The organism is Telluria sp. PB2R4, from assembly GCF_059685695.1.
This window is the reverse complement of record NZ_JCASIC010000001.1, coordinates 747225-766015: the sequence shown is the minus strand read 5'-3', so window position 1 is coordinate 766015 and position 18791 is coordinate 747225. Positions and strand designations below refer to the sequence as shown.

Annotated in this window: 15 protein-coding genes; 3 read left to right on the top strand and 12 right to left on the bottom strand. The window is 68.1% G+C overall.

What is annotated here, in order from left to right:
- Positions 1-13 precede the first annotated feature (13 nt).
- The 8 genes from AC56LU_RS03325 to wrbA all read right to left on the bottom strand — a co-directional run bounded on the left by AC56LU_RS03325 (position 14) and on the right by wrbA (position 10588).
- Positions 14-2047, bottom strand: a complete 2034-nt coding sequence (locus AC56LU_RS03325; RefSeq protein ID WP_497174166.1) for a methyl-accepting chemotaxis protein — start codon at positions 2045-2047, stop codon at positions 14-16.
- Between the two features lie 152 nt (positions 2048-2199).
- A complete protein-coding gene (locus tag AC56LU_RS03320; protein WP_497174165.1) occupies positions 2200-4026 on the bottom strand; it encodes an ABC transporter transmembrane domain-containing protein in 1827 nt (608 codons plus the stop codon).
- 47 nt (positions 4027-4073) lie between these two features.
- On the bottom strand, positions 4074-5150 hold the full coding sequence (locus AC56LU_RS03315; protein ID WP_497174164.1) for a lipocalin-like domain-containing protein: 1077 nt from the start codon (positions 5148-5150) through the stop codon (positions 4074-4076).
- Positions 5151-5157: 7 nt separating this feature from the next.
- Positions 5158-7695, bottom strand: coding sequence for an FtsX-like permease family protein (locus AC56LU_RS03310; protein ID WP_497174163.1), 2538 nt, complete (start codon positions 7693-7695; stop codon positions 5158-5160).
- On the bottom strand, positions 7686-8120 hold the full coding sequence (locus tag AC56LU_RS03305; RefSeq protein WP_497174162.1) for a DUF4124 domain-containing protein: 435 nt from the start codon (positions 8118-8120) through the stop codon (positions 7686-7688). Before AC56LU_RS03305 ends, AC56LU_RS03310 begins: the two co-directional genes overlap by 10 nt.
- A 14-nt stretch (positions 8121-8134) precedes the next feature.
- Positions 8135-9565 (bottom strand): FAD-binding oxidoreductase, encoded by a 1431-nt coding sequence (locus AC56LU_RS03300; RefSeq protein ID WP_497174161.1) that lies wholly within the window; start codon positions 9563-9565, stop codon positions 8135-8137.
- Positions 9558-9959 carry a DUF2069 domain-containing protein gene (locus AC56LU_RS03295; protein WP_497174160.1) on the bottom strand — a complete coding sequence of 134 codons (402 nt, stop codon included), beginning with the start codon at positions 9957-9959 and terminating at the stop codon, positions 9558-9560. The genes AC56LU_RS03300 and AC56LU_RS03295 overlap by 8 nt, the downstream gene beginning before the upstream one ends.
- Positions 9956-10588 carry an NAD(P)H:quinone oxidoreductase gene (wrbA, locus tag AC56LU_RS03290; protein WP_497174159.1) on the bottom strand — a complete coding sequence of 211 codons (633 nt, stop codon included), beginning with the start codon at positions 10586-10588 and terminating at the stop codon, positions 9956-9958. Before wrbA ends, AC56LU_RS03295 begins: the two co-directional genes overlap by 4 nt.
- Positions 10589-10651: 63 nt before the next feature.
- On the opposite strand from wrbA, the gene AC56LU_RS03285 reads away from it, so the two are divergent.
- Positions 10652-12049 carry a YihY family inner membrane protein gene (locus AC56LU_RS03285; protein WP_497174158.1) on the top strand — a complete coding sequence of 466 codons (1398 nt, stop codon included), beginning with the start codon at positions 10652-10654 and terminating at the stop codon, positions 12047-12049.
- 1 nt (position 12050) lies between these two features.
- Here the strand turns inward: AC56LU_RS03285 and AC56LU_RS03280 are convergent, their stop codons facing one another.
- Genes AC56LU_RS03280 through AC56LU_RS03270 form a run of 3 tightly spaced genes read right to left on the bottom strand, consistent with a single transcriptional unit; the run spans position 12051 to position 14498 of the window.
- Positions 12051-12356: an Mpo1-like protein gene (locus tag AC56LU_RS03280; protein WP_027867544.1), complete on the bottom strand. Its 306-nt coding sequence runs from the start codon at positions 12354-12356 to the stop codon at positions 12051-12053.
- Entirely contained in the window at positions 12353-13186 is an 834-nt protein-coding gene (locus AC56LU_RS03275; protein ID WP_497174157.1) for an alpha/beta fold hydrolase, read from the bottom strand. The genes AC56LU_RS03280 and AC56LU_RS03275 overlap by 4 nt, the downstream gene beginning before the upstream one ends.
- 1 nt (position 13187) lies before the next feature.
- Entirely contained in the window at positions 13188-14498 is a 1311-nt protein-coding gene (locus tag AC56LU_RS03270) for an O-acetylhomoserine aminocarboxypropyltransferase (protein ID WP_497174156.1), read from the bottom strand.
- A 180-nt stretch (positions 14499-14678) separates the two neighbouring features.
- Between AC56LU_RS03270 and AC56LU_RS03265 the strand changes: the two genes are divergently transcribed.
- Positions 14679-15131 (top strand): CBS domain-containing protein, encoded by a 453-nt coding sequence (locus AC56LU_RS03265; RefSeq protein WP_497174155.1) that lies wholly within the window; start codon positions 14679-14681, stop codon positions 15129-15131.
- A 43-nt stretch (positions 15132-15174) separates the two neighbouring features.
- Here AC56LU_RS03265 and AC56LU_RS03260 read toward each other — a convergent pair whose 3' ends face one another.
- Positions 15175-17466 carry a GGDEF/EAL domain-containing response regulator gene (locus AC56LU_RS03260; protein ID WP_497174154.1) on the bottom strand — a complete coding sequence of 764 codons (2292 nt, stop codon included), beginning with the start codon at positions 17464-17466 and terminating at the stop codon, positions 15175-15177.
- Between the two features lie 193 nt (positions 17467-17659).
- On the opposite strand from AC56LU_RS03260, the gene aroC reads away from it, so the two are divergent.
- Positions 17660-18754, top strand: coding sequence for a chorismate synthase (aroC, locus tag AC56LU_RS03255; RefSeq protein ID WP_497174153.1), 1095 nt, complete (start codon positions 17660-17662; stop codon positions 18752-18754).
- The last annotated feature ends 37 nt before the right edge of the window (positions 18755-18791 follow it).

Sequence of the window (18791 nt, the reverse complement as noted above, 5' to 3'; positions counted from 1 at the left end):
GAAGCCTGCCACTCTACACCGAGTGCGCGCCCAGTGCCAGACGGCGCGGCGTCGTGTCCCCGGCGCCGGCTTGCGCGCCATCCGCAAGGCGGAACAAGCGCACCGCGCGGGCCAGCTCGGCGGCCTGGTCCTGCATGGCCTGGGCGGCGGCGCTGGCCTGTTCGACCAGGGCGGCGTTCTGCTGGGTCGCTTCGTCCATGGCGCCGACCGCGCGGTTGACGTGCTCGATGCCGCTGGTCTGTTCGACACTGGCCGCACTGATCTCGGCCATGATGTCGGTGACGCGCGCCACGCTCGCCAGCACCTCGTCCATGGTCACGCCGGCTTCCGCCACCAGCTTGCTGCCGGCGACGACTTCACCGTTCGAGGCGTCGATCAGGGACTTGATTTCCCTGGCTGCCGCCGCCGAACGCTGCGCCAGGTTGCGCACTTCGCTCGCGACCACCGCAAAGCCGCGGCCCTGCTCGCCGGCGCGCGCCGCCTCCACCGCGGCATTCAGCGCCAGGATGTTGGTCTGGAAAGCGATGCCGTCGATCACGCTGGTAATGTCCGAGATCTTGCGCGACGACTGGCTGATCGCATCCATGCGCTCGATCACCTGGGCTACCGTGCTGCCGCCGCGCTGGGCTACGCTGGAAGCGCTGACGGCCAGTCCGTTGGCCTGGCGCGCATTATCGGCGTTCTGGCGTACGGTGGCGGTCAGTTGGTCCATCGACGATGCGGTGCCGGCCAGGCTGGTGGCCTGCTCTTCGGTGCGCTGGCACAGGTCGAGATTGCCGGCCGAGATCTCCTGCGAGGCGTGGGCGATCTGCTCGGCGCCTTCGCGCACCTTGCCGACCACGTCCGACAGCTTGGCGCCGATGGCGTTGATAGCGGTCGTCAAGAGGCCGATCTCGTCGTGGCGGGTGCCGGCGATGCGGGCGCCCAGGTCGCCGTCCGCGATACGCGCGGCGAGTTCGCGCACGTCGGCGAGCGGGCGCGACACGCTGCGCTGCACCAGCAGGTACAGCACCGCGGCCAGCGCGGCCAGGGCGGCCAGCGCGAAGCCGATGAAGCGGTTGCGCAGCTGGGTGGCGGCCGCGGTGATCTCGTCGCGGTAGGTGCCGCCGGCGATGATCCAGTTCCAGTCCTTGATGTAGGCGTACGCCACGAATTTTTCGCGCGCCTGCGCTTCGCCCGGGTTTTGCCAGTCGTAGACGATGTCGCCGTTTTTCTTTTCCAGCATCTCCTTGATGAAGAGGCGGCCGTCGGCGGCGCGGCTGGCCAGCAGGTTGCTGCCTTCCTTGGCCGGGTGGACGATCAGGTCGCCATACGCCTTGCCGGGTGCGGCGTTCAGCACATAGAAATAGCCGGTGTCGCCGACCTTGATCGCACGGATGCGGTCTTTCAGGAGCTTCATGTCCTCGGTGATGTCGACGCCCACGTACAGCACCGCCACCACCTTGCCGTTCGCATCGCGCGCCGGTTCGTACTGGGTGATGTACTGCTTGCCGAACAGGGTCACCAGGCCGATATAGGTGCGACCGGCGCGCAGCACGGCGTAGGCCGGGCTGTTGCGGTCAAGCCTGGTGCCGATGGCGCGCTCGCCGTTTTCCTTTTTTACCGAGGTGGTCACGCGCACGAAGTCCTCGCCGTCGGCCGCGAAGATGGTCGCGTTGCCGGCGGTCTGCGCGGTGAATGCGTCGGGGGCGCTGAAGTCGAGGTTCAGCGGCTTGCCGTCGAGCTTGAGCGTGGGGGTGGCACTGCCGTTGATGTCCACCGTGGTCGCCGGATCGAGCTCGAAGGCGCCCGGTACCGAATTGCGGAAAATGTGACCGAAGCTCTTCGCCGAACTGCTGACACTCTTGTTGAACAGCTCGACCGTGTTGGCAACGCTTTTCAGCTCGCTCGAGACGCTCTGGCGGGCGCGTTCTTCCAGCATGGCGGAGGTGGCGAAGGTGATGGCCGCCAGCAGGACGGCGATGACACCGCCCATCAGGACAAAGGTGAGGGCACTGATGCGGGTGCCGACGTTCCAGTTGGCGGGGTGGTAGCGGGACGGGTTCATGATGGATGGCAGCGGTGTTGGGCAGTGCCCATCATACTGTCGGGTATTTCCTAGTTACAACTAGAGGTTCCCCTTATTCACAAAAACGCGATGCGTACGCACAACACAAGTGCTTGAATTTCAATAAAATTTAGCGAATTTACCAATGTTCTTCATGCCTGGCGTTCGAGCGGCGCATGCGCCTGGAACTGCAGCGCGGCCAGGTTCGCGTACACGCCGCCGTGCGCCACCAGCGCCGCGTGGGTGCCCGACTCGACCACCCGGCCTTCGTCCAGCACGATGATGCGGTCAGCGCTTTGCACGGTGGCCAGGCGGTGGGCGATGATGATGGTGGTGCGCCCTAACATGGCCGCTTCAAGCGCGCGCTGCACCAGGCGTTCCGATTCGGCATCCAGCGCGCTGGTGGCTTCGTCCAGCAGCAGCAGCGGCGGGTTCTTGAGCAAGGCGCGCGCGATCGCGATGCGCTGGCGCTGGCCGCCCGACAGGCGGACGCCGCGCTCGCCCAGGAAGGAGCCATAGCCTTCCGGCAGGCGCTCGATGAACTCATGGGCCGCCGCCATCTTGGCGGCGGCCACCACTTCCTCGTCGCTGGCGTCGGGCCGGCCGTAGCGGATGTTCTCCAGCGCGCTGCTGGAGAAGATGATGGTGTCCTGGGGGACGATGCCGATCGCGCCGCGCAGGGTGTGCAGCGCCAGGTCGCGGATGTCGACGCCGTCCAGGCGGATGCTGCCTGCCTGCGGGTCGTAGAAGCGCAGCAGCAGCTGGAACAGGGTGGTCTTGCCGGCCCCCGAGGGGCCGACCAGGGCCACGGTCTCGCCCGGTGCGATGTCGAGCTTCAGGTGCGACAGCGCCGCCGTGTCGAGCCGCGACGGGTAGCTGAAGCTGATGTCGTCGAGGGTGACGCGGGCGCCGTTTGCGGTTCGCAATGGCAGCGGCAGCGGATGCGCCGGGTCCTGGATGTCGGAGCGGGCCGCGAGCAGCTCGAGCAGGCGCTCGGTGGCGCCGGCGGCGCGCTGGGCCTCGCCCATCACTTCCGACAAGGCGCCGACCGAGCCGGCCACGATCGAGGCGTACAGGATGAACTGTCCGAGGTCGCCGCCGGTCATCGTTCCCTGCAGGACGGCATGGGCGCCGAGCCAGAGCACGAACACGATGGCCCCGAACACCAGCACGATGGCCAGCAGGGTCAGCGTGGCGCGTGCGCGGATGCGCCGGATCGCGGTCTGGAAGGCGCCCTCGCTGGATGCCTGGAAGCGTCCGGCTTCGATGCCTTCGTGGGTAAAGGCCTGCACGGTGGGCATGGCATTGAGGATTTCGCCGGCCAGGGCGGAGGCGTCGGCAATGCGGTCCTGCGAGTCGCGCGAAAGCTTGCGCACGCGGCGCCCGAACAGCACGATCGGCAGCACCACCAGCACCAGCAGGCCGAGGATGATCGCCGAGAGTTTTGGGCTGGTCACGAACAGCATCACCAGGCCGCCCGCGAACAGCAGGGTATTGCGTAGCGCCAGCGAGATGCTGGTGCCGACCACGGACTGGATCAGCGTGGTGTCGGTGGTCAGGCGCGACAGCACTTCGCCGGTGCGGGTGGTCTCGAAGAACTCGGGACTCTGGTGCACCACGTGGCGGTAGACGGCGGCGCGCACGTCGGCGACCACGCGCTCGCCCAGCCACGACACCATGAAGAAACGGGCCGCGGTGGCCACCGCCAGCACGGCGGCGACCCCGAACAGGGCCAGGAAGGTGGCGTCGACGTGCTCGATGCTCTGGCTTGCTGCGTCGGCGCCGAAGCCGTGGTCGATCATCTGCTTGAAGGCCGCCGGAATCGCCAGCGTGGCGCCGGCCGCGAACAGCAGCGCGATGCCGGCCAGGATGAACTGGCGGCGGTAGGGCGCCAGGAAGGGAAGCAGGCCCTTGAGTGCGGCCAGTGCGCCTTTGCGGGAAGAATCAGATTCTGGAGTGCCGGTGGAGCGGGATGTCATCGTCTCGTGCTTGCTTGTCTTGGTGCTTGGTGGTGTTGTTCTTGAGTTTACAGCTTCATCGGGCGCACATAGCCCGTCATTTCCAGGTAGCCGCGTCCCAGGCGCTTTCCGTCGCGGCCGACCGTGATCGCGCCTTCCCAGTAGACCGCGCCGGTCGAGCGGCGCGAATCGAGTTCCTGGTCGTGCTGCAGGGGAGTCAGCTGCCAGCGCTGCGCACCCGTCGTGACGCTCCATGCCACCGGGTACTCGGCGCCGGTGCGCGGCGACTTCCAGTGCTCGGTGGGCGTAAAAGTCACCTGGTCCGGTGCATAGCGGGTGATCTTGCCCGCGGCATCGCGGACGGTGGCGTGCGCCCATAGTTTACCACCTCCCTTGCTGCGGATCTGGAAAGCCATCAGCGCGCCGCCGTCGTCGAGGTTCACGCCGATCCAGTCCCAGCCGGTGGCCTCGGGCTGCAAGGCTTCGCTCGACCATTCGTGGTCGAGCCAGGCGCTGCCCGTCACCGCCACGGGCAGGCTGCCGGCGCGGCCGACCTTGCCGCTGACTTTCAGCTGCGGCTCGCTGTAGTAATGGCTGGCATGCTGGGGGCTGGCGCCCTTGCGCGAATAGCCGCCTTCGCCCTGCACCAGCACCGGCTGGGTCGGCTGCAGGCGCAGTTCCAGCGTCAGCTCGCTGGCGCGGATCGTGACGCGGTAATTTCCGGAGCTTTCGCGCACCATGCGCCAGTCGTCCAGCTTCAGGTCGGTGTTGCCGGTGCGCGCCCAGGCCAGGCCGAAGCCCTCGCGCGCGCTGCGCTGGTCGTGCACCAGCCGGCCCAGCGCCGGGTCGGACAGGGCGGCGTGGCCGATCACCAGCTGGCGCGGCGCAAAGGAGCTCGGGTTCTTCGGATCGTGTTCGGTGCGGCTGCGGAAGAAGGTCACCTGGAAACCGAGCGGCTTGCGGTCCGGCGTTTCGACCCAGCCGGTGACGTACCACCACTCGGTGCGAAATTCCGGGTGGGAGCCGAAGTCGCGCGGGAAGGAAAGCGCCGTGCCCGGCGTGACCGGCGCGAACTGCGGCGGATCGGCATGGACCCACTGGCAGATCAGCAGCAGAAAACCAAACAGCGCAGCGCGCCTCAACATAGTCCCATCACCAATCCTCCCTGACTGCGCGAACCGGACCGCCGGAAAGCGCGTAGCGTCCGGACACCAGCGCCGTCGCGATCGATGCCGCCACCAGCACGGCGGCGACGCTTCCCAGCAAGCTCCATGGCAGGTGCAGCTCCATCGTCCAATGGAAGGACTGGGGATTCACAACATAAACCAGGATCAGGCTGATGACCAGCCCCAATCCGAAGCCGCAGGCCACCCCGAGCAGGGCCAGGCTCCCGCCCTCGAAGGCCAGGATGCCCAGCACCTGGCCGCGGGTGACGCCCACGTGGCGCAGCATGCCGAATTCTTTCGAGCGCGCCAGCGTCTGGGCCGAGAAGCTGGCGGCCACGCCGGACAGTCCGATCGCGATGGCGATCGCCTCCAGCAGATAGGTGACCGCGAAGCTGCGGTCGAAGATCTTCAGGCTCATGGCCCGGATGTCGCCGGCCGACATGGTCTGCAGCGCCTTGCCGAAGGGCAGTGCGCGTACCGCCTCCTCCAGTGCGTCCACGCTGGCGCCGCGCGCCGCGAACAGCGCGGCGTCGGTGACCTCGGCCTCGCCGGTCAGGGCCCGATAGTCCGACAGGCGGATGACCACCGAGCCAGCCTGGTTGGCGTAGTCGCGCCACACGCCGGCGACAAAGAACGGGGCGCGGCCGCCGCCGAGCGGCAGCTCCAGGCTCTCGCCGACGCGCGCACCATACAGGTCGAGCAGGGCTTCCGAGACCCAGGCCGGGCGGCTGCCCGCCGGAATTGGGGCGCTGGCGCCGACCAGGAACAGCAGGCGCCCCGGATCCAGCGTATCGATGTCGCGCGCGATCACGACCACGCTGGGCCGATCGGGCGACAGCGCCACCTGCCTGGTGCGCAGGAAGTGGGCCTGGGCCACGCCCGGCGTGGCGGCGAGCAGGGCCTGCTGCTGCGGGCTCAGGAAGCCGGTATTGCCGCCGCTCGCCGCGCGCACATAGAGGTCGGCCGGCAGGATGTGGCCCATCCAGTCGTCCACCGACTCGCGAAAGCTGGCCACCATGATGCCCATCGCGACCATCAGGCTGAAGCTGGCCAGCACGCCGCCCAGCGCGATCGCGGCCTGGCCGGGCGCATTGGCCAGGCGCGCCAGGGCCAGCGACAGGATCGGCGGTGCGCGCCCGCTGCGCAGCATCAGGCGCTCGGCGCGGCGGAAGGCCTCGGCGGCCAGGCGCGGCATCAGGCCAATGCCGCCGACCAGCAGCAGCGCGATCGCCAGGTAGCCGAACAGCGGCAGCTCGAACACCGGCGGCGCGAAGGCGAGCAAGGCCGCCAGGGCCAGGCACAGCAGCGATGGCCAGACCCGCGCCAGCCGGGACAGCGCGGCTTCGTCGGCGCCTGACTTGATCGCCACCGCCGGGCGCGCGCGCGCCGCCTCGAGTGCCGGCGCCAGGCAGCCGAGCAGGGCCACCCCGAGGCCGAGTGCAAAAAACACGCCGGCCGCGAGTGGCGTGAACCGGACCTGCGGACGGATGCCCGGGAAGTAACCCGCGCCCAGGTCGCCGCCGAAGAAGTGCAGGGCGCTTGCTGCCAGGCCATACCCGCCCGCCACCCCGAGCAGCGCCCCAAGCACCCCCAGGCTGGCGCCCTCGAGCAGCACCTGGCGCAGCAGCTGGCCGCGCGCCAATCCCAGTACCCGCAGCAGCGCGAACTGGCTGCGCCGCCGCATCACCGACAGCGCCTGGGTCGAGAACACCAGGAAGGCGCCGGTAAACAATGCCACCAGTGCGAGCACGGTCAGGTTGACGCGGTAGGCGCGGCTCAGGTTGGCGTTGCGCTGCTCCTGGTCGCCGTCGTCCGGCTGGCGCACCGCGAAGCGGCCCGGGTAGGCGACCTCGAGTTCCTTGCTCAGGGCGTGCCGGAACGCCGCGCGGTCGACGCCGTCGCGCAGCTTGAGGTCGACCCGCGAGATGCGGCCGAGCTGATTGAAACGCCATTGCATCGCCCCGATGTCCATGACGGCGATGCGCTGGCCGGCGCGGGCGCGCGCCACTGGCCCGGCCACGCGCAGCCGCACGTCCTCGAGGCCGGCGCGCAGCACCAGCGTGTCGCCGGCACGCTTGCCGAGCCAGGCCTGGGCCGCCGGCGACAGGAAGATCGCATCGTCGGCAAGCACATCCAGCATACGGCCGCCCTGCGGCACGCCGGTCAGGTCGGGCGAGATGAAACCGGCGCGCAGGGCGTCGATGCCGACGATGCGCAGCGACCCCTGCACGCCGGGGAGTGCGGCCGAGAGCTCGAGCACCGGCGCGGCCACCGCCACCTGCGGGTGCGCGCCCAGGCGCGCATACACGGATTCGTCGACCAGGGGCTCGCGCCCGGCCACCTGCACGTCGGCCTGGCCGGACAGGCTCTTGACCGCGGCCGAGAATTCGTTGAAGGCGGCGGCGTTGATCAGGTGAATGGCGAAGCCCATCGCGACGCCGACCGCGATGGCGGCAATGGCCAGCAGTGCGCGCAGGGGATGGGCGCGCCATTCGCCGAACAGCAGCCAGCGCGTCAGGGACATTCCAGCGCCAGTGTCTCGGCCTGGCGCCGCGCCTTGATGCGGGCCTGCTGTGCATCGTCGCGCCCGGCGCGCCGCATGTCTTCGTCGGCCCATTTGTGCTGGAGGCGCAGCTTGTCGCACCGGCGCCGCTGGGCCAGCGCGGCCCGTTGCACCCGTGCGCCTTCGCGCGCCAGCTGCTGCGCACGCTTTTCCTCTCCTGCGCGCGCATCCTCGATTTGCCGCAGCAAGGCGCGCTCGCGGGCCATGCGTTCGAGCGCGTCGGGCGTGGGCGCCGCGGCGGCCTGCACCCGCAGGGCGACCGCGTCGGCGCCGCACGGCCTGTCGTGATAACTGATCGTGCCGCCCTCGACGCACTTGTAGATCGTCCCTGCCATTGCCGCCTGCGAGGCGAGGCAGAGCGCGGCGATGGATACCCCCTTGTGCATGTGAATCTCCCCGGTCATAGGATTTTGCCAGGGTTCATAATGCCGAGCGGGTCCAGCGCGGCTTTGACGGCACGCATCATGTCCAGTTCGACCTCGTCCTTGTAGCGGGGCAGTGCCTCGCGCTTGAGCGCGCCGATGCCGTGTTCGGCCGAGATCGAGCCATCGAAGGCGGCGACGCTGTCGTGCACGATGCGGTTGACGGCATCCTGGTGTGCCAGGAAGCCGTCGTGGCCGATGCCGTCCGGCGGCGCGATGTTGTAGTGCAGGTTGCCGTCGCCCAAGTGCCCGAAGCATACGACCTGGCAGCCGGGGAACGCGGACTGCAGCGCCGTATCGGTCTGCTCGATGAAGTCAGGTATGCGCGAGACCGGCAGCGAGATGTCGTGCTTGATGTTCTTGCCGGCCGTCGCCTGCGCCAGCGGGATGTGCTCGCGCAGCTTCCACAGGCCGATCGACTGGCCGATCGAGGTTGCCAGCACGGCATCGAGCGCGATGCCGGCGCCGAGGGCCGCGCCGATCGCCGACTCGACCAGGTCGGCGGCGTGGTCTTCGGATTCATTGCTCGACAGTTCGAGCAGCGCATAGTGCGGATAACGCGCCGGGAAGGGCCGCGGCAGGTCGGGGAAGTGGGTGGCGACCAGGCGCAGGCAGAAGTCGGACATCAGCTCGAAGCCGGTCAGGGCGGCGCCGCAGCGCTCCTGCGCCAGCGACAGCAGTGCCACCGCAGCCCGCGGCGATTCGAGCGCGACCAGCGCGGTCAGTGCGGCCTTCGGCTGCGGATGGAGCTTGAGCACGGCGGCGGTGATGACCCCCAGCGTGCCCTCGGCGCCGATGAACAGTTCACGCAAGGCATAGCCGGTATTGTCCTTGCGCAGGGCGCGCAGACCGTTCCAGACCTGCCCCTGGGCGGTGACGACTTCCAGCCCCAGGCACAGCTCGCGGGTATTCCCGTAGCGCAGCACCGCGGTGCCGCCGGCATTGGTCGACAGGTTGCCGCCGATGGTGCAGCTGCCTTCGCTGGCCAGCGACAGCGGAAACAGCATGTCCACGCCCGCCGCGGCCTGCTGGATGTCGACCAGGATGCATCCGGCTTCGACGGTCATGGTGCGGTTGGCGGTGTCGATCTGGCGGATGCGGTTGAGCCGCCGCAGCGACAGGACGATGGCGCTGCCGCTGGCGTCAGGCACGCTGCCGAGCACCAGGCCGGTGCGGCCGCCCTGTGGCACGATGGGGATGCGCGCCGCCGCGCACAATTGGACCACCCGTGCGACCTCCAGGGTATCGCCAGGGAGCACGACGGCCAGCGCGCGGCCGGTGAAGCGGCCGCGCCAGTCGGTGAGGTAGGGCGCCATGGCGCCCGGATCGGTGACCAGGTGCGCCTGCCCGACGATGGCGCCCAGCCCGGCGATGGCAAGTGCGTCGCCGGCCGGCAGCGGCTCAGTCATGCGGCACTTTGACCTTGTCGAGGAGTTCCTTGGCGAGCCGCTTGGCTTCCCGCTTGTACGGATGCAGGAACAGCAGCGCGCAGGCGTAGTACACGAGCACCAGCACGATTTCGCCGAGCGCCATCGCGCGTGAAGCCTGCGAGGTGTCGGCCCAGGCCCGCACCACCCCTTCGGCGAAATAGATGAGGATCACCATCGACGACCATTGCAGGGTGTACAGGTCGCGCTTGATCACCCCGCGCAGCGGCAGCAGCAGGGGCAGCGCCTTGAGCGCGAGCAGCGACCCGCCCGGGTGCAGGGGCGCGACGAACATTTCCCAGGCCACGAGCCAGCCGATCAGCCAGATCAGGCTTGCAATCGCGCCGGCATGAAAGACTTTTGCGGTATCCATCATTGCATTCCATGCAGTTTGACCGCCGCCAGGGCCAGGCGTTTGCCGAGGGCGATGGCGAGCACGCGTTCGTCCTCGGTGAGCGCGCGCCTGCCGTCGGCGCCGGCCCAGTGCGAAGCGCCGTAGGGGGTGCCGCCGCTGGCGGTATTCATGAGTTCAGGATGCGAATAGGGCAGGCCCATCACCAGCATGCCATGGTGTAACAAAGGAATCATCATCGACAGCAGCGTCGATTCCTGGCCGCCGTGCAGGCTGCCGGTGGAGGTGAACACCACCGCCGGCTTGCCGGATAAGGTGCCGTTGACCCAGTCGGCGGCGGTGCCGTCGAGGAAGTACTTGACGCTGGACGCCATGTTGCCGAAGCGGGTCGGCGAGCCGAGCGCCAGGCCGGCGCAGTCGCGCAGGTCGTCCAGCTCGACGTAGGGGGCGCCTGCGAGCGGGATGTCGGGCTCGGTGGCCTCGCTCACCGCGGACACGGCGGGCACCGTGCGCAGGCGCGCTTCAAGCCCAGGCACGCTCTCGATGCCCTGGGCGACCAGTTCGGCCAGCTTGCGGGTGGCGCCATGGCGCGAGTAGTACAGCACGAGAATTGTCAGAGGCAAATTGGGGTTCGGAGTCGGGTTCGGCGTCATCGTTGGTATTATAGGGCGCTTTGCTCAAATGACATGCCTTTGCGGGGCGAATCGAATTTGCGGATGCTTTCCAAATCTAACCATTTCTTACCGCGCAATACCGCCGGGCTGCTGGCGTCCATCGTCGGCCGCGCGCGCGGCCTGACGCTGGGCCTCAGCTGGCAACAGCACCGCGACCTGCTGCGCTTCGCGCGGCGCCGCCTGCGCGAGGAACGCTTGCCCCAGGTGGCAGGCAGCCTGACCTTCACGACCACGCTCTCGCTGGTGCCGCTGCTGACCATCGTGCTGGCGATCTTCACCACCTTCCCGGTCTTCGGCCAGCTGCGCACGGCGCTCGACACCTGGTTCGTGCAGACCCTGATGCCCAAGGCAATCGCCAATACCATCAGCGGCAACCTGACCCAGTTCGCCAGCAAGGCCAAGGGCCTGTCGCTGCTTGGCGCGGTACTCCTGCTCCTGACCACGACCGCGATGATGGGCATGATCGAGCGCGCCTTCAACCAGATCTGGGGGGTGCGCCGCCCGCGGCCGTGGTCGCAGCGGGTGCTGGTCTACTGGGCCTTGATCACGCTCGGCCCGATCCTGTTCGGCCTGTCCCTGTCCGCCACCGGCCAGCTGTTCAGCGCCACGGGTGGGCTGGCGAAGTCCGCGCCCCTGTTCGGCACGCTGTTCTACACCATGTTGTCGGTGGGCTTGACCACGGGGGCCTACACGCTGCTCTACATGACGGTGCCGAACCGCCGTGTCTTCTGGCGCGATGCGCTCTGGGGCGGGCTGGCGGCGGCGATTGCCTTCGAAATCGCCAAGCGCCTGTTCGCCCTGTTCATCCGCCAGTTCCCGACCTACGCGATCATCTATGGCGCGCTGGCCGCGCTGCCGCTGTTCCTGGTCTGGTTGTACCTGTCCTGGCTGATCACCCTGGTGGGCGCGGTGCTGGCCGCCGCCTTGCCGGTGGTGAAGTACGAGCGCTGGAAGCACCAGCCGACGCCGGGCAGCGCTTTCGTGGATGCGATGGCGGTGCTCAAGGTGCTGCACGGCAGCCGGCAGGCGACCGGCACCGCGCTGGTGAGGAGCGCTTCGATCCGTGCCAATACGCGCATCGGCTACGACGAGATGTCGATGCTGCTCGAGAAGATGCTGGCGGCCGGCTGGGTCGGTCGGGTGCAGGACGAACTGCCGGCGCGGGCGCGCTGGGGCCGCGCGGGGGTAACGAATCGCGAAGGCGCCGATAACTGGGTGCTGCTGGCCGATCCCGGCACGCTGCGCCTGGCCGACGTCTACCGCCTGTTCGTCTTCGATGCCGGCGGGGCCGATGGCAGCGCGGAGGAGCCGCTGCCGGCCGCGCCGCTGGCGCTCGACACGGCGGCGCTGGCGCGCCAGGTCGAGGCGGCAGTGGAGGACGGGCTGGAGCAGACCCTGGACGCGCACTTCGCCGGCGCTGCCTGTCCAGGCGAGCGCTGAACTACCAGCTGAGCTTACCGGTCAGCATCTGCCAGTACATCACCCAATCGGCGCGGAACGAGAACCACGGCTGCGAGAACGATGCCGGCCGGTTTTTCTCGTAGAAGAAATGGCCGATCCAGGCGCCGCCATAGCCGCTCACCACCGCGAACAGCAGCCACCAGGCGTTCAGGCTGTCGATGTATTGGGCGATCGCTGCGATTGCCGACGAGGTGCCGATGAAGTGGGCGCGGCGGCAGCGCCGGTCGGCGTGCTGGGTCAGGTAGTAGGGGTAGAACTCCGCAAAGCTGGCGAACCGTGCCGTCATGGCGTCTCCTGAATCTCCGGATGGGGAATCGACGCGGCAAAAGCGGCCAGCGCATCGAGCACCGCGTCGGGCGCTTCGGCCATCATCTGGTGGCCGGCGTCCACGTTGACGATTTTGCCATGCTTGATCGCCCCGGTCAGCAGTTTCGTCGACCGTGGTGGCGTCATCACGTCCTTTTTGCCGAACACGAACAGGGTAGGGCAGCGCAGCGCGTTGGCGGCGGCCTCGCCATTGGCATAGCTGTTGCAGGCGGCGAAGTCGGTGTAGAACAGCTGGGCCGGGTTACGGGCCGACATCCGCTGCATCAGGCGCCGCGCGCCGCCCATCACCGAGAATCCCGGTCCCGGGCAGGAAGGCTTGTGGGCAATCGACGAATGCGACCAGATGTTCACCATGTCGATCGCGGCGCCCTCGTCGCTGCGCGCGGTCTCGAGCAGCGCGTCCGACACCTTCATCGGATAGGTCGTGCCCAGCAGGGCAAGGCCGGCCACCACGCCCGGCGCCCGGTGGCTCGCTTCCAGCGCGATCAGCGAACCCATGCTGTGACCGGCCAGCAGCGCGCGCGACACACCGGCGGCTTGCAGGACGGCCAGCACCCAGTCCGCCATGGCTTCCACGGTGGTCAAGGCCGGTCCACTGCTGCGCCCGTGGCCCGGCAGGTCGAGCGCCAGCACCGCATGGCCATGGTGCGCCAGGTAGCGGCTCTGCAAGGCCCAGACCGAATGGTCGTTCTGCGCGCCGTGGATCAGCACGATGGCCGGCAGGCTGGGGTCGAAGGCCTTGCCGCCGGTGTAGGCGTAGGCGATGGCGCCATCGATCTCGAACTGCATCTCAGGCTCCCTTCTGGGCAAGTTTCAAGGCGCGCTTCAGGTCCTCGATCAGGTCGTCAGGGTCTTCCAGGCCGACCGACAGGCGCATCGTGCCTTCGAGGATGCCGGAGGCGGCCAGCTGCTCGGCCGGCACCCGGAAATGCGTGGTCGAGGCCGGGTGGATGACGAGCGACTTGGCGTCGCCCACGTTGGCCAGGTGCGAGAACACCTGCAGGCCGTCGGCGAAGCGCCGGCCCGCGGCGCGGTCGCCCTTCAGGTTGAAGGTGAATACGGCGCCGCAGCCTTTCGGCAGCAGGCGCTGGGCCAGTGCGTGATCCGGGTGCGACGGCAGTTCCGGGTAGGAGACCGATTCGACCATCGGGTGCGACAGCAGGAACTCCACCACGCGGCGGGTATTGGCCACATGGCGCTCCATGCGCAGGCCCAGTGTCTCGATGCCCTGCAGGATGGCGAAGGCATTGTGCGGGCTCATCGCCGCGCCGAAGTCGCGCAGGCCTTCGCGGCGCGCGCGCAATGCGAACGGAGCAATGGTGGATTCTTCGGCGAACACCATGCCGTGGAAGCCCTCGTAGGGTTCGCACAGTTCCGGGAAGCGCTGCGTGCGCGCATGGGCGGCATCCCAATCGAAGGTGCCGCCGTCGACCAGCAGGCCGCCGATGGCGGTGCCGTGCCCGCACAGGAACTTGGTGGCCGAATGGAACAGCAGATCGGCGCCCAGGTCGAAGGGGCGCTGCAGCCAGGGCGTGGTGAAGGTGGCGTCCACCATCAGCGGCAGGTCGTGCTCGTGCGCGATGGCGGCGATCGACGGAATGTCCAGCACGTCGAGCCCGGGGTTGCCGAGGGTCTCTCCGAACAGCAGTTTGGTCGTCGGGCGGATCGCGGCGCGCCAGGCGTCGAGGTCGCGCGGGTTCACGAAGCTGGTCTCGATGCCGAAGCGGCGCAGCGTGTAGTGCAGCAGGTTGTGCGAACCGCCGTACAGGGCGCTGGAGGCGACGATGTGTGCGCCGGCGCCCAGAATGGTCGTCAGGCCCAGGTGCATCGCGGCCTGGCCGCTGGCGGTGGCGATGCCGGCCACGCCGCCCTCGAGCGCGGCGATGCGCTCTTCCAGCACCGCATTGGTCGGATTCGAGATGCGCGAATACACGTGGCCGGCACGTTCCATGTTGAACAGCGCGGCCGCATGATCCGAATCGCGGAAGGCGAACGCGGACGTGAAATGGATCGGCGTGGCGCGCGCGCCGGTGGCCGGGTCGGGCGTGCTGCCGGCGTGCAGGGCCAGCGTGTCGAAACCTGGGTACTGGGGACCGCTCATCTGTTTGACTCATCCGTTGAACAAGATGGGCCGCATCCTAGCATTGATTTATGCTTGCGCAACATTGCACTTCCCTGAATTGGCGCAATGCTGGATTTTTTGGCGGGCATCGGCTACAGTCAAGTTATGAGTTATACAAATATTGCAGCAATTACAAACCAACCGGACGGGGTGGCCACGATGAAAGTCTCCGAGATCCTGCAGGTGAAAGGCGAAATCCTCTATACCGTCACACCCGACATGCCGCTGCTCCAGGCTGCCGAGACGATGGCGGAAAAGGACATCGGTTCGCTGGTCGTGATGGAATACGGCGACCTGGTCGGCATGCTGACCTTCCGCGAAGTGATCAAGGAACTGCACGCACAGGGCGGCACCCTGGGTTCGGGCACCGTGCGCAAGGTGATGGACGACAGCCCGATCACCGTGACGCCGGATACCGAAGTCAACGAAGTGCGCCGCATCATGCTGGAAAAGCATGCGCGCTACCTGCCGGTGATGAACGCCCGCACCCTGCTGGGCGTGATTTCGTTCTATGACGTGGCCAAGGCCGTGCTGGAAGCGCAGAGCTTCGAGAACCGCATGCTGAAGGCGTATATTCGCGACTGGCCGGCCGAACAGGTCACCGAAGACTGATGTACCGTTGGGTGGTCGGCAGAGCCGACCACCCAACGGTACATCAGGCGGCTTCTACTTCTCCCTGATCGCCCAGCCACTCCAGCAGCGCCGCCGGCGACAACGGCCGCGCGAATAAAAAGCCCTGCGCCAGCGGGCAGCCCAGGGTGCGCAGGATGTGCGCCTGGCGCTCGTCCTCGACCCCTTCCGCAATGACCGACAGGCCCAGGTTGCGGCCGAGCTGGATCACCATCTCCGCAATGCTGCTGCCGCGCGCCGAGCCGGTGATCTCGGTAACAAAAGTGCGGTCGATCTTGAGCCGGTCGACCTGCAGGCGCTGCAGGTGCGACAGCGACGAGAAACCAGTGCCGAAGTCGTCGATCGCGATCGACACGCCGGTGCGCTTGACCTGGGCCAGCTTTTCGACCAGCAGCGCCGGTTCTTCCATCGCCATCGATTCGGTAATCTCCAGTTCCACGAACTCGGGGGGCGCGCCGGTGGCATCCAGCGCCCGGCGCAGCATGTCGACGAATTGCGGATGGCGGAACTGCACCTGCGAGACGTTCACCGACATCGTGAAGTCCAGGTAGCCGGCCGTGCGCAGGCGCACCAGCTCGGCCAGGGCCTGGCGCAGCACCCATTCGCCGATGTCGACGATCAGGCCCGAGTACTCGGCAATCGGGATGAAGCGGTCGGGCCCGACCATGCGCCCGTCTTCCATGCGCCAGCGCAGCAGCGCCTCGGCGCCGAAGGGGCGGTTGGTGGCCAGGTCGACCTGCGGCTGGTACGCCAGGAACAGCTCGCCGCGCTGGAAGCCGCTGCGCAGGGCGTGCATCATGCGGACGCGCTCGCGGATCTCGACGCCCATGCTGCGCGAAAAATAGAAATGGCCGGCGCGCTGCTGCGACTTGGCGCGCTTGAGCGCGATGTCGGCATCCTTGAGCGCGTCGGCGCCGCTGCTGTCGTGCTCGCTCAGCCGCACCAGCCCGAGCGTGCTCGATACCTGCACGTCCTGGCCGTCGATGTGGAAAGGCACGCGGAAAAGGGCCTGGATCGCGGCCGGCTGCACCGCGCCGGCCGCGCCCAGCACGCAGAAAATGTCGCCGCCGATGCGCGCCACTTCCAGGCAGGCATCGCCCGCGGCGCTGGTTTCCGCACTGTTTCGAGACTTCAGGCGCGACTCCAGGCGCTTGCCCACCGCCACCAGCAGCAGGTCGCCGAAATGGTGGCCCAGCGCGTCGTTGGTCTCCGCGAAATGGTCGAGGTCGACGAGGGCCAGGGTGGCCGTCTCGCGCTGAGGGCTGGCCAGCAGCGCGTCGATCATCTCGACCACGCGGGTGCGGTTCGGCAGGCCGGTGAGCTGGTCGCGGAACGCGGCCTGGTTCAGGTGCGTGACCAGTTCCACATTGTCCAGGCCGACGGCCACCACGCTGGCGAAGACATCGAGCAGGCGCCGTTCCAGCTCGCCGAGCTCGCGCGCGAACGGGATGCAGGCAGCGAAGTCGCGTCCGGACTTGCCGGGGAAGTGCAGCGACAGCCAGCCCTCGGCCACCACGCCGGCGCATCCGTCCAGCGTGCGGGCGGCCGCGCCGGCCAGCGCCGGATGGCGCTGCGGGCTCAGTTCGCGCCCTTCGAGTGCGGCATGGTCGCCGGCCGCGGCGACCACTTGCAGGATGTCGGGCCGGCCCTGGCCGCTCTCGCGCACGCACAGCACGCCGGCGGCGCCCTGGCCCAGCAGGGTAGCGGCCTGGCGCAGCACGCCTTGCGCCACGTCGCGCACCCCGTGCAGCGACATCAGGGAGGCGCCGGCGGCGACGATCTGCTCCAGGCCCGCGCGGTGGGCGTCGAGCGCGCACAACTGCTGGTAGGAGCGCACCGCGGCGGCGACCGCCGTGTACAGCTTGGTGCGGGTGAGTTCGGACTTGGTGCGGTAATCGTTGATGTCGTAGCCGCGGATGGCTTCGATCTCGGGCGCGTAGCCCGGTTGGCCGGTGCGCAGGATGATGCGCACTTCGATCATGCCCAGCTCCTCGCGGATCTGGCGCACCAGCTGCAGCCCGGCGTCGGGGCGCTCCATCACCACGTCGAGCAGGACCACGGCGATGCCGGGGTCGCGTTCGAGGATGGCGCGCGCCTCGCCTGCCGAGTAGGCATGCAGGAAGGCCAGCGGACGGCCCTGCATCACGACATTCTGCAGGGCGAAGGTGGTGGTCGAGTGCACGTCGGCGTCGTCGTCCACGACCAGGATGCGCCAGGCTGCGCCGCGGCCCGCGGGCAGGGGCGTGTCACCCTCGTCGACGAAGACCAGGTCGTCCTGGCCGGTCGGTGTGCCTGCGGGCGGCATCGGGGCAAACATGCGCTACGTCTCCAGTGGGCGGGTCTCTTGATGGAGTCAGTATATATGCAATTGCTAACATGGAAGCCCCAAGCGCACTTGTATAGGCAAATATATATCCTTACGGCAACTATTTGTCGGAAATTGGCACTCCCAACGACCCGGCGCGGTACTGGTAGAATGACAAACCCACCATTTAGAAAACAGACCCACCATGTCCGGCAACTCCTTCGGCAAGCTGTTCTCCGTCACCACTTTCGGCGAGTCGCATGGCCCGGCCATCGGCTGCGTCATCGATGGCTGCCCGCCCGGCATGGCCTTGAGCGAAGCCGACATCCAGCCCGAGCTCGACCGCCGCAAGCCGGGCACCTCGCGCCATGTGACGCAGCGCCAGGAAGCGGACCGGGTGCAGATCCTGTCGGGGGTCTACCAGGGCGTCACGACCGGCACGCCGATCGCACTGCTCATCCAGAACGAAGACCAGCGCAGCAAGGATTACGGGAATATTACCGAGACCTTCCGCCCGGGCCACGCCGACTATACCTATTGGCACAAGTACGGCGTACGCGACCCGCGCGGCGGCGGGCGCTCGTCGGCGCGCCTGACGGCGCCGGTGGTCGGCGCCGGCGCGGTCGCCAGGAAGTGGCTGCGCGAACAGTATGGCACCGAGTTCTTCGGCTGCATGACCCAACTGGGTGACATCGCCGTGCCGTTCCAGTCCTTCGAACATGTGCACGCGAATCCCTTCTTCGCTGCGAGCGCCGATGCCGATCTGCTCGCGCGGATGGAAGCCGCGATGGACGAGCTGCGCCGCGCCGGCGATTCGATCGGCGCCCGCATCGACGTGGTGGCGCGCGGGGTGCCGGTGGGCTGGGGCCAGCCGATCTACGACAAGCTCGACGCCGACATCGCCTACGCGATGATGGGCATCAATGCCGTCAAGGGCGTCGAGATCGGCGCGGGCTTCGCGTCGGTGACGCAAAAAGGGTCGGAGCACGGCGACGAGCTCACCCCTGAAGGCTTCGTCGGCAACAATGCCGGCGGCGTGCTGGGCGGGATCTCGACCGGCCAGGACATCACGGTCTCGATCGCGATCAAGCCGACGTCCTCGATCCGTACGCCGCGCCGCTCGATCGACAAGGACGGCAATCCGGTGGTGGTCGAAACCTTCGGCCGCCATGACCCCTGCGTGGGAATCCGCGCGACCCCGATCGCCGAGGCGATGCTGGCGCTGGTCCTGATCGACCATGCGCTGATGCAGCGCGCGCAGTGCGGGGATGTGAAGGTGGGCACCCCGAAGCTGGGGTGATGGAAGGTTGACTGGCGACGGCGACGGCGGCGGGCGC